This is a genomic window from Hyunsoonleella sp. J2K-J805, assembly GCF_057167125.1.
Window position 1 is genome coordinate 2,562,747 of record NZ_CM169901.1, and the last position, 18,087, is coordinate 2,580,833.

Annotated in this window: 10 protein-coding genes; 3 read left to right on the forward strand and 7 right to left on the reverse strand. The window is 36.0% G+C overall.

The genetic code is table 11. From position 1 onward, the window contains the following. Positions 1–7 precede the first annotated feature (7 nt). The 7 genes from AC1B0Z_RS11420 to AC1B0Z_RS11450 all read right to left on the reverse strand — a co-directional run bounded on the left by AC1B0Z_RS11420 (position 8) and on the right by AC1B0Z_RS11450 (position 14,188). The gene (locus tag AC1B0Z_RS11420; protein ID WP_483792156.1) at positions 8–3,202 is read right to left on the reverse strand and encodes a glycoside hydrolase family 2 TIM barrel-domain containing protein; all 3,195 of its coding nucleotides are present in this window, start codon (positions 3,200–3,202) and stop codon (positions 8–10) included. Between the two features lie 106 nt (positions 3,203–3,308). Next, the gene (locus AC1B0Z_RS11425) at positions 3,309–5,198 is read right to left on the reverse strand and encodes a hypothetical protein (RefSeq protein WP_483792158.1); all 1,890 of its coding nucleotides are present in this window, start codon (positions 5,196–5,198) and stop codon (positions 3,309–3,311) included. 27 nt (positions 5,199–5,225) lie between these two features. Next, positions 5,226–6,791, reverse strand: a complete 1,566-nt coding sequence (locus AC1B0Z_RS11430; protein WP_483792159.1) for a RagB/SusD family nutrient uptake outer membrane protein — start codon at positions 6,789–6,791, stop codon at positions 5,226–5,228. A gap of 3 nt (positions 6,792–6,794) precedes the next feature. Further along, on the reverse strand, positions 6,795–9,908 hold the full coding sequence (locus AC1B0Z_RS11435) for a SusC/RagA family TonB-linked outer membrane protein (RefSeq protein ID WP_483792160.1): 3,114 nt from the start codon (positions 9,906–9,908) through the stop codon (positions 6,795–6,797). A gap of 232 nt (positions 9,909–10,140) precedes the next feature. After that, positions 10,141–12,954 carry a helix-turn-helix and ligand-binding sensor domain-containing protein gene (locus AC1B0Z_RS11440; protein ID WP_483792162.1) on the reverse strand — a complete coding sequence of 938 codons (2,814 nt, stop codon included), beginning with the start codon at positions 12,952–12,954 and terminating at the stop codon, positions 10,141–10,143. 147 nt (positions 12,955–13,101) lie between these two features. Further along, the gene (locus tag AC1B0Z_RS11445) at positions 13,102–13,779 is read right to left on the reverse strand and encodes a head GIN domain-containing protein (RefSeq protein WP_483792164.1); all 678 of its coding nucleotides are present in this window, start codon (positions 13,777–13,779) and stop codon (positions 13,102–13,104) included. Positions 13,780–13,864: 85 nt separating this feature from the next. Continuing rightward, complete coding sequence (locus tag AC1B0Z_RS11450; protein ID WP_483792165.1) at positions 13,865–14,188, reverse strand: YbjQ family protein; 324 nt, start codon at positions 14,186–14,188, stop codon at positions 13,865–13,867. A 167-nt stretch (positions 14,189–14,355) separates the two neighbouring features. On the opposite strand from AC1B0Z_RS11450, the gene AC1B0Z_RS11455 reads away from it, so the two are divergent. The 3 genes from AC1B0Z_RS11455 to AC1B0Z_RS11465 all read left to right on the forward strand — a co-directional run bounded on the left by AC1B0Z_RS11455 (position 14,356) and on the right by AC1B0Z_RS11465 (position 18,055). After that, a complete protein-coding gene (locus AC1B0Z_RS11455) occupies positions 14,356–15,024 on the forward strand; it encodes a gamma-glutamylcyclotransferase family protein (RefSeq protein WP_483792166.1) in 669 nt (222 codons plus the stop codon). A gap of 34 nt (positions 15,025–15,058) precedes the next feature. Then, entirely contained in the window at positions 15,059–16,714 is a 1,656-nt protein-coding gene (locus AC1B0Z_RS11460; RefSeq protein ID WP_483792168.1) for a SulP family inorganic anion transporter, read from the forward strand. Positions 16,715–16,831: 117 nt separating this feature from the next. Then, on the forward strand, positions 16,832–18,055 hold the full coding sequence (locus tag AC1B0Z_RS11465; RefSeq protein ID WP_483792170.1) for a porin family protein: 1,224 nt from the start codon (positions 16,832–16,834) through the stop codon (positions 18,053–18,055). Positions 18,056–18,087 lie beyond the last annotated feature (32 nt).

Sequence of the window (18,087 nt, forward strand, 5' to 3'; positions counted from 1 at the left end):
CGCTTTTTTATTTTCCTATGTTAATATGGATGTATGTTCTAATCTCCCATTCTGTTCCGTTAGGGAACCCAACAGGGCTTAAGGTTGGAGGCGAATTAGGATTCGTCGCATTAGGATCAGTAGCCAAAGGTGAATACCTAGGTGAATTTTGATCCAATGAACGCCACATACCTCTTATACCAATTTGTGTACTTGGTAAAATAAACCAATCGGGTTTTCCAAGTGTTGTAGACACATCTAACATTAATTGTAGCGGAAATGTTAAGTTGAAATCGCGATGGTAATCAAATGGTCCCCAATCGTTTACTTTTACATGAGATTGTAATTTCCATTTATTGTATATCATCCTTAAATCGCCACCAAAACGCGTGATGGTTCTATCGGAATCACCATTTGCTTGTCCGTTTCCGTAGTAGAAATTACCTATGATTCCGAAATCACGATTTACTTTTGACACCATGCGGGTATGCACTTCCCATAAATCTTGAGCAGGTGTGGACTCTCCAAAGGCAAAGAATGTACGATCAGCTAAGAAACCAATATGGCCATCCATCGCCGTTGGTTGGTGCCTGAAAACAAAACCAGCACTGGCCGCGAACTTCGCATCTTCCGCTCTGTCATTATCCCATTGGTACATCCAAGTTCCAGGAGTTGGGTCGTAAGTAAACAATATCTCACCAGCTGTAGTTTCTCTATTTCCTTGCCTAACTGCAAAAGGGTCATCAATAAAATTTCTTAGTCGCCCAGGCCCCGCAACACCATTTGGCATTGGGTCCACCAAAGGTTTTTGATACATAAAATTTGGTGCAATTTGCAAATTACCCACAGAAAATGTTAAACCAGTAAGGAAGTTAGTCATGTTACCACTACCCGAATCTTTAAGTTTCCACCCTGTAAATGTTCTGGTTTGATCTATACCACCATTAGCAACCAATCCCATGTAAGATCCTAGAGCGTACCAATTAAATGGGCCGTTTTGATATGTAATTTTTGCCTTACCACCCCAGTTGTCCTCACTATTGATCTTATCAACTAAAACAACATCTGTTCTATCATCATAGATCTGAAAAGAGCTACCGTTTAAAGGATTACCACCCCACATACCACCAAGGGTGATGCCGAATTTTCCAAATTCTCTTTCCAGAGCAATAGTTGCTCTTTCAGTAGGCCAAGGGGTAATAACACCCGAACGTATTTGATTTGTGTTTAATACACGACGCCCTGTTTCGTCAAACTCTAAATTGGTACTAAAATCTCTGTTATATATTCCTGTTACACCCCATTTAGCGATGTGAGTAGAATATTTTAACAACATAGTTGGATTTGCGCCCCACCATAACTGAGGCCCAAAAGCGGCTTTAAGCCCTTTTAATGGCCCTTTAGCGTCAACTTCCATACCTAAAATTTCACCATTGTAAATATCTAAATTAGGCCCATAATTGGCTTCAGGATAAAGATTAAAGAAATCACCTTCATACGCCCAGTGATAATGACCAGTTCTATAAAACCCTCTTAAATCAAACTCTTTTGCATTCCATTCAAACTCTGCTTGATAAACCCTAACTCTATTATTATCAGTAACAACGACTTCTTCTCCTTCAGTATTTCTCATCGTAACAGGTCGCCCTACATTTTCATAAAATATTTCATTGATAGGGTTACTAGCTACATTACCAAGGATGTTGAAATCTACATTCGCCTTCATATTTGAAGTAGGCTTTCCTTGAACACCAACAAAATAAGACTGCATGTGACTAAACCCTAATTCGTTAGGAAAGGTTTGAGTATCTGTTGGGTCTGCCGTATCAGGTGTTGTAATTAAACTACCGCCAGTATTGAACGTAGTAAACCTAGCAGATAATCTACTAATACTTAATTTATCTGAGTCGCTGCCACCTAAAGCTGCTTTATCGCCTCTCGCTCTAAGAACAGCATCCATGATGTTTATGTTGTTGAAGTAATTATCGATAAATTCTAAATTAACCCCTTCTCCATAAGGATTCAATGCATGAGCGTCTTTAAGTGTGTAATATGATGCACGAGGATATAAATCGTACAATCCTCGAGCATCTGTTGGCCCTTTGGCACAAATACCAAACCACTCCTCATTCATATTGTTTGAGCCATCTTTGGTATCATGATAGTAGCCACCATTACTCCATGAAGCTCCTGTTTCGTGTGTATCAGCATTCTCTCTGTCATCAAAACCTAATTTCCACCAACCATCACTAAATTGGAATGTAAAACCACCTATAGAGTTTCCTACTTTGCCTAAACCAGCAGCGTTTTCATAAATTTCTTTCCAATTTAAAAGGTTGTAATGCGCTTGCCAATATTGGTCTTCTTTATCTGCTAAAGCGTTGTAAGCATCTGCACCAAACTCGGTAAACATTACTGGCTTATCAAGTTTTTCCTTTACTACTTGAAAGAAGTCTCCAAAAGATTCTCCACGGTACGTGTTAGCACCGTACACATCAACATCCTTACATTCTTCAGCAATAATATCGATGAACAACACATCTCCATTACATAATGCCACAGGGTGATTAGGATCCATGGCCTTCATTTTTTTGGCAACTTCATTCATTAAACGATACATGGGTCGTCCTCTTTTCTCGCCAACGGCTTGTTTTTGTTCCTCGCCCTCAGGAAAATCTTCTGTTTCCGCTCCTTGCCAAAACAATCCATAGTTGTTCTCATTACCCATCATATACATCAAAACCCCAGGAACATCCTTATACTCCTTAACTAAATTGATCATATCAGACACTAGCTGTTCTTGAGTTTTCTCATCGGAATAAATAGTAACAGGCGTCCAAACACCGTCCAAGGTTAATCCATATCGCCCGAATGAGTGATTTAAAAGTGTGTAAATACCATACTTTTCGTAGATATAAGTGACCCACTTAGCAGGCACACCCACATATTGCCTTACAACATTTACGTTCATGTTCTTTAAAAGCCCCATCTCCGTATCCAACCCAGCTTTAATAATATCATCGGGCAGTTCCCAGAAATTGGCATTGGTAACATCTTTACCAATAGGTACGTAGTCCCAATTGATCCCATTCATCATGAAGTCTTTACCGTCTACGACTAACCTGGTTCCTTGATCGTTCTTTACTATCTCAACTTTATTGGCTTGCGCAAAAATTGCAGAAGTAAATAAGAGAAACACTAATCTTAATACATTGTTTTTCATATTTTATTTAGTTATATTGGTGTGAGTTGATTGTTAACACCTTAGGCAACAAAGCGATATCATTTAACGATACCGCTTTGTATCCAAAAAGTTTATATGAACTCTTTTACTGTTTTACCAGTTTGAAAGACCAGTATCCCGGTCCAAAATTGATGTCTAGCTCCATCGTGTTTCCATCAACAAGAGTAACTTCATAAGTAATTGAATCAGGAGCATCTGCCGTATTCGCTAACTCACCTGCATTATTCACCTTCGCCAAACCTAAGAAAGCTCCTTTACCATTTAAGGTTACAGTACCAGCGCCTTCATCATAAGTATAAGTTGCGTCTGCAGTACCGTCATGTGGGAATACTGGAGCACCACATTCCTCAGCAGCAGCACCTTGCCATGGCTCTAACCATGTTTGATCTCCCAATACATTGTCAAATGTACCATCTCCGTTGAATACATATTCATCATCAAATAAACATGCTCTTATAGTTACATCTTCAGAGGAATTTGACCACCAAGACACATCGTTAAGTGCTGGACCCACGCCTAAGGCGGCTGCCTCTGGAGCTAATTTCCAAGTTCCAACCAAAGGATTAGCCGGAGGTACATCTTTTACAAGTTTGAATGACCAATAGCCAGGACCGAAATTAATATCTAATTCCATGGTATTTCCATCATCAGAAAGTGTTACTTCATAAGTAATAGAATCGGGTGCATCTGCTGGGTTTGCCAACTCGCCTGCATTATTCACCTTGGATAAACCTAAGAAAGCGCCTCTACCATTTATAGTTACTGTGCCAGCACCTTCATCATAAGTATATGTTGCATTAGCAGTACCATCATGAGGGAATACAGGTGTTCCACACTCCTCAGCAGCGGCACCTTGCCACGGCTCTAACCAAGTTTGATCTCCAAGAATATTCTGAAATGTACCATCTGAATTAAATACATATTCATCATCAAATAAACATGCTCTTGTAGCTACATCTTCAGAGGCATTTGACCACCAAGAAATATCATTAAGTGCAGGACCTACACCAAGTGCAGCAGCTTCTGGAGCTAATCTCCAAGTTCCTGTAATTGCAGGTGGTACATCTTTAATCAATTTAAAAGACCAAAATCCAGGACCGAAGTTAATATCCAGCTCCATTGTATTGCCGTCATCAGAAAGTGTTACTTGATATGTAATAGATTCTGGTGCATCTGCAGGAGAGGCCAACTCTCCAGCGTTATTTACTTTTGATAATCCAAGAAAAGCTCCTTTACCGTTTAAAGTTAACGTACCAGCCCCTTCATCGTAAGTGTATGTAGCCGAAGCTGTGCCGTCGTGAGGAAATACGGGTGTTCCACATTCTTCAGCAGCCGCTCCTTGCCAAGGTTCAATCCATGTTTGATCTCCTAAAACATTTTGAAACGTTCCATCAGGATTAAATACATATTCATCATTAAATAAACATGCTCTTGTTGTAATGTCTTCTTCATTGTTAGACCACCATGACACGTCATTAAGCGCAGGACCAACACCTAATGCCGCAGCCTCTGGTGCCAATCTCCAGGAACCTGCTATTGGTGAGGCTCCAGCACCTCCACCCGGATTGTTAACCACAGGGGAAAATACTACTGTGTGCTCTTTTGTAATCGTTACATCTTCTCTTCCGTCCATTGACGCAGTAACAGTAATAGTATAGGTAGCAGACTCTTCTGGGTAATCATACGATACCATTGGCCCGCTTGTTTGTTGAATTACATCACTTGGGTCTCCATTGCCATCTGCTAAATCAACACCATTTGGATCACCAAAATTTACTGTGTACACAATTCGTCCATCTCCTGGTACTGTAGTTGGAATAACACCAGCTCTCGTTCCTTCGGGGTTCAGTTCTGCCACATTAAAATCTAATCCGGCTATAATGTTTAACTCGTCGTCTTGCTCACATGCAAACGCTATGCTCAGTAAAACTACTAGGGCTAAAATTTTAGAAGCTCCTCTTTTTAATAATTTCATATCTCTTAATTTTTATTTTTTATTAGTTTAGTTATTAGTATATCCTGGGTTTTGTCCCCAAGTTTCTTCGGCCAAAGCCAACCTAAGCTCTATTTGTGGAATTGGGAAAACCTCATGCTTGTTTTCTACAAAATCAATCGATTGAAAATCGTCAGGCTTATTCGCATTATATTCATCAAATGCTGCATTTGCTCTTCCTGTTCTTACTAAATCAAAAAACCTATGTCCTTCTCCCGCTAGCTCTTTTCTTCTTTCTTCATAAATAGCATCAATTAAAGCACCTTCTGCAGAAGTATAATCCATACTATTATCACCATAGGCTCTGGCTCTTACTTGGTTTAGATAATTTTCAGCATTCGAACCACCACTTTGTGCTTCTGCCTCAGCGGCCATCAATAACACATCCGCATAACGTATTGCGCGATAGTTATTTTTATGCACTAACTCCGCTGTATTGGCGTTTCCTGCCTTATCGGCTTTTCTGGGCATATATTTATGATTGTAAAATCCTGTGTCTTCTCTAGGGGCAGAATAATTTCCTCCAGAATCTCTTAGCTCTCTTAAATCAAAAATGGTCACATCTCTCCTCATATCATTTTCGTCGTATAAATCGTATAACATTTGAGAAGGTAATAAGAACCCCCAACCAGAAGCATATACTGGATCATCAAACGGAGATCTAGGGCCATTAAACTGGACAAAATACGAGCCCTCACTACAATGGATACAATCCCATCCAGCACCTTCAACATTAGTGTATTGGATTTCGAAAACAGATTCTGGTCCGTTTTCTCCAGCTGTAGTAAACATATTTACATAGTCTTCTCCAGTTGTTAAATTGTATTGATTGCTTGCAATTACTTCATTTAACACCGTTGCTGCTTCCCCAAATTCACCATCATATAAATACGCTTTACCCAATAAGGCTTGTGCAGCACCTTTAGTAATTTTATAAGGCTTATCTTGTGTTAATGGTAAATTTGGTATGGCTTCTTTTAAATCTTCTTGAATCAATTCAAAAGCTGCTGATTTACTGGCCACTCTTTGCATAGAAAGTTCATCACCGGCTAAAACCTGAGCATCAGCAATTCTATTTACACCGTTTCTTTCCTCAACTTTTAAAGGTATGTTGCCAAAAAACTTTACAAGCTGAAAAGCATAGTACGCTCTCAAAAAGTAGCCTTGTGCCAAAATCTCATCTTTACCTGAGAAATCAAGTTTATCTTTGTTTTCTAGCAGGTAATTTGCTCGATTCATTCCCGCATACATTAATTGCCAAACACTTCTTAACTGCTCTTGGTCTGCAGGGGTTTGAATCATGTAATTCACATTCTGAACCACCGGTTGATCGTAGTTAAAAGCATCTCCTCCAGATCCAAAATCATCTGATGCAGAAACTGCCAATAAATTCCCCCAAAAGGTACCTTGTAGTAAATCATAAGCACCGATTAATGCGTCTTCATATTCTTCTTCCGTATTGAAAAAATTATCTGCATTTGGACCAATTGGATCGACTTCTGTGAATTCATCACAGGCCGTCAAAGTAAATAGTAGCGTAAATAAAACGTACTTTAATTCTTTTATCTTTTTCATAGCTTAAAAGTTTAAATTAACACCTAGTAAGTAGTTTGCAGCAACAGGATAAAATCCTTTATCTATTCCGCCACCAATTGGCGCTCCGTTTGTAGCTGAAGGATCATATCCTTGGTAATCGGTAAACGTGTACACATTGTTACCCGCAATGTAAATTCTCATCTTATCAATACCTGTTTTTTTGAAACCTGCATGATCTATAGTGTATCCTATTTGAATGTTTTGAATACGTAAGAAAGACGCGTCTTCCACAACAAAATCAGAAAACAAATCCGTATTTATATTTGCTCCTGCCACTGCTCTTGGCACAACATTACTTGTACCACTACCTTGCCAACGCTCTAACACGTATGTGCCTCTATTTACAAATAAATCTTTACGCTCATAATCTCTTACCATATCGTTGCCTACAGACGCGAAAGCATTAGCGCTAAAATCAAAGTTTTTATAAGTGAAGCCAATATTAAAACCAAATGTAAAATCTGGAATGGCATCGCCTATATTAGTTCTATCATCGTCTGTAATTTGCCCATCGCCATTGGCATCTACAAATCTTAAATCGCCTGGAGCAATATCACCCACGGTGCTATAAGTTCCTGTAGGCGATGCTGCATCTAAAGCATCAATTTCTGCCTGTGTTTGGTAAAGACCATCTGTTTTATAGCCATGGAAATACCCTAAAGGCTCTCCCACTACCATACGAGATATATCGTTTTGATTAAGTCCAACACCAAACTCACCACCTTCAGGAGCCTCTCTTCCGTTTAAGGAGATAACTTCATTTTCTAAATATGTCATATTAAAACTAGTGTTAAAAGAGAAGTTTTCTGAAAAATTATTACTGTAACCAATCATAAATTCCACACCTCTGTTTTCAACAGTCCCTGCATTAATAAATGGTGGGGCGGCACCAGCAGCTCCTACTCCTAAAATACCAGGGGCTTGAGGTTGAATCAATAAATCTTTTGTTTGCTTTCTAAATGCATCGGCAGTAATACTAATTTTATTGTTGAATAAACGCGCATCTAAACCTATGTTAGTAGTTTCCTGTTCTTCCCATTTTAAGTTGTTATTTCCTAATTGTCCTGCAGCAACTCCGTTTAAAAGATCGCCTGTGCTAGTCACTCCGGGGGTACCTGGATCAATTGTTGCTTCTCCATTTAAACGAGTTATAAAAGAAAAAGGTGGTATTCTATCATTACCTATAATCCCGTAACTAGCTCTTAGTTTTAAGGAATTAATTAAACCATCTTTGTTCCAAAAATCTTCATCTGAAATGTTCCATCCTAAAGAACCTGACGGAAAGTAGCCATACTTGTTATTAGGGCCAAAGTTGCTAGAAGCATCTCGACGTAGAACTGCCGAAAACAAATATTTGCCTTTATAACTATATTGAACTCTTGTAAATATTGAAAATAACCGTTGGTCAAACTGATCATTCCCTACAAGTCTCGCGGCCTCCGGAATACGATCATCTTGCACAATTTCAACTCTATCTCCAATCCAACCATCAACAAAAGCATCATCCACGGAATTACTTCCATTTAATAATTGCCTACCTATTTGACCATAAAAATGACCACGAGTTCTAAAAGCGGACGTACCCAACAAAACTGTTAGGTCGTGATCTTCAGAAAACGTGTTTGAGTAAGTGATAAAATTATCCCAAGTATAATCTGTGTACAAATCACTAAAATCCTGAACTTCATTCCCGGTTTCTGGGCTTCTTGACCCTGCTTTGCTATTATTATTTCCATAATCAAATATTGGAAAAAACACATCATTTAGAACATTTGAATAATTTATTTGTAGCCTAGAACTTGCCGTAAAATGCTCTAAAAATGTGTAGTTTAACCCTATTGTGCCACTGTATCTATCCACCCTTGTCATGTTGTGGGTATTTGCTATTTGCGCTAGAGGATTGACAATTTCAATCTGAGAAATGTCATTTGGTTGCGAAAAATCACCATTCTCATCTCTTGCCGGTAAATCTGGATTGATGTTTACCGCACTATATAACACAGAACCGATACTACCTTCGGGTAAATTGTTTTTTCTGGATTTTGTGTATAGACCAGTTACTGATAGCTTTAGGTTGTCTAAAATATCATATTGATAACCTAAACGCGCCGTAACCCTTTCAAAATTATTTTTGCTTGCCCCAACTATACCATCTTGATTCAGATAAGACACACCAAAAGTATATGCCGATTTCTCCGTACCACCACTACCACTAAAGTTTATATTGGATATTGCTGCAGTTTTAAAAACCTCGTCTTGCCAATCGGTACCTTCTTGAGGATATACAAAGTACTCCGTTCTATCCGCTGCATCATTAACATAGATAGCAAAGTTTAAGGGATCTAATAAATCAATTCTTGAACTCGTTGTCTGAAACCCTGTGTAAGCATCAAACTGAAATTTCATTTCTGAATTCTTTCTACCTGTTTTTGTTGTTATCAAAATAACGCCATTTGCACCACGCACACCATAAATACCCGCAGTAGCATCCTTAAGCACGTTTACACTTTTAATATCATTAGGGTTTATTACAGAAAGATCTTCTATAACGTTACCATCTACTAATATTAATGGTCTGTTATCTCCGTTAGTAGTAATACCACGAATCCTGATGTTTGATCCAGCACCAGGAGAACCTGAAGTAGAGGTTACGTTCACACCAGCAATCTGGCCTTGAAGCGCTTGCTCCACTCGTTGTGGATTTAGCTTTTCAATAGCCTCAGCATCTACGACCGAAACGGCACCTGTAACTTCCTTTTTACGTTGTGTACCGTAACCAACAACTACTACTTCCTCAAGTTGTGCTACATCCTCGTCTAAAGTAATGCTGAGCTTCTGTTCACCAGAAATCACTACTTCTTTTGTGATGTAACCAACGTAACTAAAGGTAAGAGTAGCGTCCTGGTTCACATCGGTAAGGGTGAAATTTCCATCAAAATCGGTTACCGTCCCTTTGGTAGTGTTTTTGACAATTACATTAACACCTGGAATAGGAAGGCCCGTATTGTCCAGTACAGTTCCGCTGATATCTATATTTTGAGCGCCAGCGTACCCAATAATGAGGAATATCAGCATTCTAACTAATGAATGTCTCATAGTTTAATTAGTTTTGAGTTAGTTTTATAAATTTATCCGTATCAATTGATAAATTCTCATTTTTGCCCTCTACAAAAAGTATACATATCAAAAAAAAGTGGGTTTATTTATTAAATTATTAAAAACACCTAGGTTTTATGAGGGTTTTTGAAGATTGTTGTTTAATCAAAAAAATAGCGAAAAGGTGAAATGTTGTGGTAATGTATAGGTGTTTTGGGGTGGTGTAGTGGAATTATATCTCTAAGATGTAATCAGATAAACTTGCCTCATGTGGCAATTCCATCTTTTTTCGAAGCCTGTAGCGCTTCACCTCAACACTTCTTGGCGAGATGTTAAGTAAAGGCGCAATCTCTTTTGAAGATAGGTTCAAGCGTAAATAAGCACATAACCGCAAATCATTTGAAGTCAAATTAGGATGCATACTTTTTATTTTCTTTAAGAAATCTTTATCTGCATTATTAAAGGCTTCTTGAAACAAATTCCAATCATCAGAATTGTTAAGATTTTTATCTATAATTCTGATAACCTTGTTTAATTTACTGCCATCGTTAACACTTTCTAGTTCCTGCTTTAAACTGCTCAAGAATTCATTTTTCTTTATAAGGTTCATTGTAGAAACTCCAAGTTCTCGATTTTTACTTTCGATATCTTCCCTTAACCTATCGTTTCTAAAACGCATTAGCTGTTGTTTGTTTTCTAATTCTTTTAGTTCAAACTCTCTGGTGGTTCTTTGCATCAAACGCTCTCTTTGTCTTCTATAATAACGCTTATAAATATTATGAATGAATAAAGAAAGAAGTAAAAAAGCTACTACATATATGGCAATAAATATATTTGACAAAAACCAAGGCCTTTTAATTCTAAAAGTATATGAAGCATTGTTTAAAGTGTTTTGATTGCCCACCCTTCCGCTAACCAAAAACGTATACTCTCCGTAGGGCAAGTTTTTAAATAAAACAGAGCCGCCTGCGGTCCAATCACTCCAATTATCATATATGCCTTCAAGTTTATAGCGATACTCTGGCGGTTGTGTCTTCAAAAATTCTGAAATACTGTAAAAAAACCTAATATTGTTTTCCTTGTTTTCCAGCTCTGGTGCTTTGGTGATATCTATGAACCTTTCCTCGCTACTTTCTTCTAAACTACTTATTGCTATTTGATCAATATTGATTTCAGGCTCCTTATTAGTCAACTTATTTAAGTCTAAAATGACGTATCCCGTTGTGGAACCCAATAAAAATTTCTCGTTATTTAGATGTGTTACACTCTCGTAACCAGAGACGTCTTTACGTATATCTTCGGGAAACGGTACTGTAAATATCTTTTGCTCTCCGCTTAATTTTGAAGAGGTTAAGTAATGTACACCTTTACCGGTAAAGCTCCAGAGTTTGTTGGTTTTTATATCTGATACCAGTTTTGCAGAGGTAAAATTAGCCTCATTTATTAACTCACTTAAAAGACTGTCCCTTTCGAAGGCTTTGACAGATTCATTATATTTAAAAACCCCTTCTCTACAAGAATACAAGACGTTATCATTGTGTGTTACAAGACTAGAATTCACACCCTTTTTTAACAGCGTATCCAACGAAACGGTAAGTACCTCTGTTAAACTATCATTCAATTTCAATTTAAATACGCCCTTATATTCGTGACTCACATAAAGTTCATCGCCCTCGATAAATTCAAAATATCTACTGGAAATATTAAAGTTCCTAATTTTATGCTTTAGTTGCCATTCTCCATTGTTTTTATACAAAACATATAATCCTTCGTAATTGCCTTGAATTACTTCGGAGGTTTTATCTGGCAATGACTTTAGTTGCCACGTTCCCTTAATGTCAGAAATTCTTATTGCCGTTGTGTCCTTAATTATAAATGTTCCTGAGTTGTGTCCGCAGAATAGCGTGTTATTAATTACGTCTAAAAACCATACTTGTCCCTGAGTGCCTTTTACAAATTGAAAATCGGCATTACCAATTAAAGGCTTATAGAAAAGCCCTTGATTAGTGCCCAAATAAAGCATGCCCTTGTGAACTTCAGATGTATATACACTTCCTATCATCCCTGTTTTGTCAAAATAAACACTGTATGGGGAATTTCGGTTTATACAGCCGATGCCATTGTCTAAACCCAGCCATATGTTGCGGTTTAAATCTTCATATATTGAAAGCACCGTGTTATTGTTTAACCCGTTGCTTTTATCAATTTTGTACGTTAGGTATCCGTCTTGCGATAATAGTATAACACCATCTGAAATTGTACCCAGGGCATAACTGTTGTCTTTTAACTTAATGCTGCTAAAAACACTTACCTGTATTAAAATATCATGAGCTGGAATAGCCCAAGGAATTAGTTGGTTGTTTTCTAGTTTAAAAAAGCCATTGTCTTGAGTTAGTATCAATAGCGATCCGTAATGATTGTAAATATTAATTACGCGGTTTTCTTTTAGTAAATTATCATCTGAAAGCAACATCGCCTTTCCGCCATCGATTTTGAACAACCCATTACCTAAACTTTGGAAATAGAAATTAGAACCTTCTTTGAACAAGTTTGTTATATCACCTTCAAAAGAAACTATATTATACTGTTTGCTCGCCTTGTTATAAATATGGATACGATTTAACGACTGGAAAACTATAGCATTACCTAAGGCTCTGATATTCCAAAACTCTTCGTCTTCCAAAAAATCTACATTCAATTCCTTAGAGAGCGATGTATACTTCAACACCCCAAAATTATCTCTTTTCCAATACCCAAACTCATGATAACTACCAGTATATATTAAACTATCTAAGACTTGTACAGAGCGAATAATGGTTTCATTTGGAGATTTGTATAAATTCCATTTAGCACCATTGTACTCTAACAGCCCTTTATTATTCGCTACATATATATGACGGTTTTGCGATTGAGAAATAGACCAATTTTGCGAGGCAGCACCATACTCCTTTGGTTGAAAAACATTAATTGGAGGTCGCTCTTGAGCATTTAGTTTTACAAAAAAACCAAGTATTAATAATAATAATAAATAATTGGTGCTTTTCACTAGTTTTAGTTATGTTGTGTAGCTAAAGTAATAAAAACAGGGTTTAAAAGCAACTGTGTATGGTTAGTGTATGGTTACCATACATCTAAAAATAAAAAAACCGCTATATTGTAGCGGCTCTTCTTATAAACATATTTCAGAATAGTTTTACTCTTCCACTCGTTTTATTCTTCCTCCTAAAACCCTACTTTCGTTAACACTATCTGGATTCCCATAAATAAAAATATCGCCACCTGCACGAACTTTGGCTGTTACCTCTTTTGTAGCATATACATAAGCCTCTCCTGCAGCCCTAACAGAAACCTCGGTAAACTCAGTTTTTAAGTTTTCCCCGTTATAATCGCCACCTGTGTAAATAGAAACGTCTTGGTTTTTAGCCTTTCCAGATGCTTTTATATCAGCCCCTGTAACGGATCGTACATTTGCGTATTTCACATCTAACTTAACATCTATGGTTCCGCCTTCTTGTGCTGTTAAATCTATCTCAAACTGTTCAATTACATCATCAGAATGTATGTTTGCGCCTTCATTTGCATCTATCGCATCAATACTGGTGTAGTATAATATCACTTTGGTATTGGCGCCATCAAAAGCTTCTTCTAGCTTCATCTTTATTTTTAATGTGCCGTTTTTATTATTTACAACTACATCATTTTTATTCTTTCCGGTAATTACTACTTTATTTTCATCAGATTTAACAAGCTCCACGTTTATTAAATCGTACACTTTAAGTTCGGTAAACTCACCAACTGTTTTTTCAATTGGTTTTTGTGCTAGCGCTGACAAAGAAATTGCACACACAAAGAGGGACATTAATAGTTTCATTTTCTAGATTTTTACTGTTCGATACAGCAAAACTATTAATAATTATTCCGATCGCTATTCGTTTAGGAAAAAATTAAGACTCAAATCAACTTACTTTTACCGCGGTTCCAGTTATAGATACAATTATGTGAGAGCTATTAGCTAATGGTTCAATATCTATTTTAATTCCAACCACCGCATTAGCTCCTAATCTTTTAGCGTTCTCGCTTAAATTCTGAAAAGCCTCTTCTTTTATCGTCTCCAAACCTAAGGTATAGGCTTCGCGATATTTCGACATATTGAACATATCCTTAAAAGACATGCTACTGCCTTTGTATTTGTAGCTTGAATTATAAGCAATCCCAGTTACTATACCTAGATAGTCATTAATTGTGTGGCCTTCTATAGAGTTTGTAGTTGTAAAAATCATAAATTCTTTTTCTATTGGTATACAATATAATGAAAATGTTACGCCTTTGTTGCGCCCACAATCTTGAAGTTATAAAAGTTTTAATTACTTTCGTTAAGTTGCTTACAGTATAGCCTGTTATGCGAATTTTTGAGTTAAGCGTTAACCTTGTAAACAAAAAAAGCACTTTGAACTTCTTCAAATATTTATTGTCATTTGTATTTATATTACTTCTATCTGGATGTAACAATAAAGAGCTTGTCACTATCGAAGATGGTAAAGTTGGAATGATAGGTTTTGGTTCTTTAATGTCTAAAAAAAGTATGGAAAAAACCTTGAAACGCCAATATGAAGATTCTGTATATCTTGTGCATCTTGAAGGCTATCAACGGGCCTGGAACTATTATACTCCAATTAATAGAATTACCGAAAATGAATTGTTTTATTTAAATAATGGAGATACAATCCCCATCCATAACCAAATAGCACTAAATATTATGGACACTCCTGACAAAAAAATGAATTGTGTTTTATTTTTTATTACTCCCGAAGAACTCGCTGGATTTGATGAGCGTGAGTTTGGATACAATAGAGTAGATGTAACCGATAATATAGAAGAATATAGATTTAAAGGAGCTCGCGTTTATGCCTATAAAGCAGATGAAGAACACACTTATCAATACAAAAAAGGAGACAACACTTTTTTGCCAGAGTATTACCTAAACTTGATAACAGAAGCGTGTGATAGTATTGGTCCAGAATTTAGACAAGAATTTGAAGCTTCAACTATTCCACATGATGCATCTAAAGTTGTATCGCAATCCAAAGTGTATCGAAAAGAGAAGGTAAAACAATAATATTCCATTACTTATAATTTTTAAAAATTAAAATATGCTATCAAAGTTTTATAACATCAAAAATTTAAAAGGAGATTTTACAGGTGGTTTGGTTGCGGGTGTGGTTGCGTTGCCACTTGCACTTGCTTTTGGTGTACAATCCGGTATGGGTGCTACAGCTGGCCTTTATGGCGCTATTGCTGTTGGGGTTTTTGCGGCAATGTTTGGTGGTACCGAAACACAGGCTAGCGGTCCAACAGGTCCTATGACGGTGGTATCAGCAACCTTAGTAGCTGTTGCTATAGAAATGACAGGAAGTATTGAAAACGCTATGCCTATTATTTTACTCAGTTTTTTATTAGGCGGTTTGTTCCAAGTTGTTTTTGGATTTCTAAATATTGCGAGTTATGTAAAATACTTTCCTTACCCTGTGGTTTCTGGGTTTATGAGTGGTGTAGGCCTTATAATTGTGATACTGCAATTATTTCCTTTTGCTGGTTTGGGTTCCTCAAAATCTACTATAGCGGTTATTCAAAACTTTTCTCAACTATTTACTGATGCTAATTTGTATGCACTTATGTTAGGTGGCATTACCATTCTCATATACTTTGTATTTCCTAAAATTACCAAAGCTATTCCAAGTGCGTTGGTAGCTTTAATTGTTGCTACCTTAATTGCTTATTTTTTTAAAATAGATGTGCCTTTAATTGGTGAAATTCCTTCTGGGTTACCTTCGTTTCAGTTAGGTGGTATTTTAGAAGTAGATTCTAGTGCGTATGGAACAATTGTAGAATATGCTGTAGTTCTGGCAGTTCTTGGAAGTATTGATTCGTTATTAACGTCGGTTATAGCAGATAATATGACCAAAACAAAACATAATAGTAACCGCGAACTTATTGGTCAAGGTATAGGGAATATGATAGCTGCAGCTATTGGCGGTATTCCTGGTGCTGGTGCCACAAAAGGTACTGTTGTAAATATTAATGCTGGCGGTACAACAAAATTATCAGGTATTTTACATGGCCTTTTTCTACTAGCTGTTTTGTTAGGTCTAGGGCAATTAGCAGCTCATATTCCACTTTGTGTATTGGCTGGTTTATTGATTCCTATTGGGTTTAAAATTGTTGATTTTAAAGGGTTGAAACATTTGCTTAAAGTACCTCGTGCTGATGCTGTTGTACTAATTTTAGTGTTACTCATCACCACTTTTGGAAGCTTAATTCAAGCTGTTGGTATTGGTGTGGCACTAGCCTGTTTATTATTCATGAAAAAATCTGGAGATATTAGCGAACAAGGTTTAGAAGTAGGTGCGGTTGCCGATATTGATGGTAATAAACCATGGCAAGACGAAAAAGAATTTTACGAAGCCTATAAAGATAAAGTGATTATTAAACATTTGTACGGATCGTTGTTTTTCGGGTTTACGTCTTATTTTAAAGATCAAATATCTGAATTACCAAATGAAGTTAAAGCCGTAATATTTAGAATGGACCGTGTGCCTTATATGGATCAATCTGGTTTATATGCTTTAGAAGATATTATTTTTGATTTGCAAGAAGAAGGTATTGAAGTGCTTTTGGTAGGGCTTAAAGAGCAACCAAAAGACATGCTAGAAGCTGTTGATATTATTCCTGATTTAGTGCCTGAAGACGATGTTTTTGAAGATATTGATGCTGCTTTTGGGTATTTGAAGGGGAAGTTGAAAGGGTAGTTTTGATTGACTCTATAAAAAATTTCAGCTAAATTCGTTAACGACGAATATAAGTCATTAAAAACGAAGCTTATTAGATGGATATATTATGGGTTATTTAAACTAAAGTTAATAATAATGAAAAAAAAACTATTAATCATTTTTATCGCTATTTTAAGCACACATTGTTATTCACAAATTTCTTTCGAAAAAGGTTACTATATTGATAATTCGAATCAAAAAATAAACTGTTTAATCAAGAACCTTGATTGGGGAAGTAATCCCACTAAATTTGAATTTAAATTAACTGATAAGGGTCAATCAAAAATAGAGACGATAGAATCAGTTAAAGAATTTGGTATTTATAATATTTCAAAGTACATAAAAAAGCATGTAAGTATTGACAGGTCTAGTGAAAATATTAATAAGTTAAGTAAAAATAAAGATCCAAATCTAAAAAAAGAACAGCTTTTTTTAAAAGTATTAATCGAGGGTAAAGCTAACTTGTATGAGTATAAGGATAATAATTTAAGAAGATATTTTTATAACATAGAAAACTCAAATATTGAGCAATTAATTTTCAAAAGTTATAAAACATTTGAAAATGAAATTCGTGAAAATAATAGATTTAGACAACAATTATGGAATAACTTGAAATGTTCAAATTACAAAATAACTAGAGTTAAAAACCTAAATTATAATAAAAATGATTTAGTTAATTTCTTTATTGAATACAATCAGTGCAACAACCAAGAAATAAGAAATTATACTGAAAAACAAAAAAGAGATTTATTTAATTTAAATTTACGTCCTCATTTTAATAACTCAACATTAACCATAAAATCACCTTCTTCTATTTTATCAAGTATTGAATCTGAAAATAAGTTAGGGTTCGGATTTGGATTGGAAGCTGAGTTTATTTTACCTTTTAACAAAAACAAATGGGCAATTGTAGTTGAGCCAACTTACCAAAGTTATAAGTATAAAAAAACTACCAATTCTATTAATTTTGAAGGAGGAGTTTTAATAACAGACGTTAACTATAATTCTATTGAAATTCCTTTTGGATTAAGACATTATTTTTTTCTTAATGATAAATCAAAAATATTTATTAACGCTTACTACGTCATTGATTTACCTTTAAAATCTTCAATAGATTTTAAAAGATCTGATAATGTTATAGTGAGTTCATTAGAAATCACCTCAAATTCAAATTTAGCTTTTGGAATAGGTTACAAACTTTACGATAAGTATAGCTTAGAAATGAGATATCAAAATACTAGAAATATACTAACTAGAGAACCTGCTTGGGATTCTGAATATAATACACTATCAGTAATAATTGGATATTCGTTCTTTTAATAAAAACACTTCAACGAATCCTTCCAAAAACT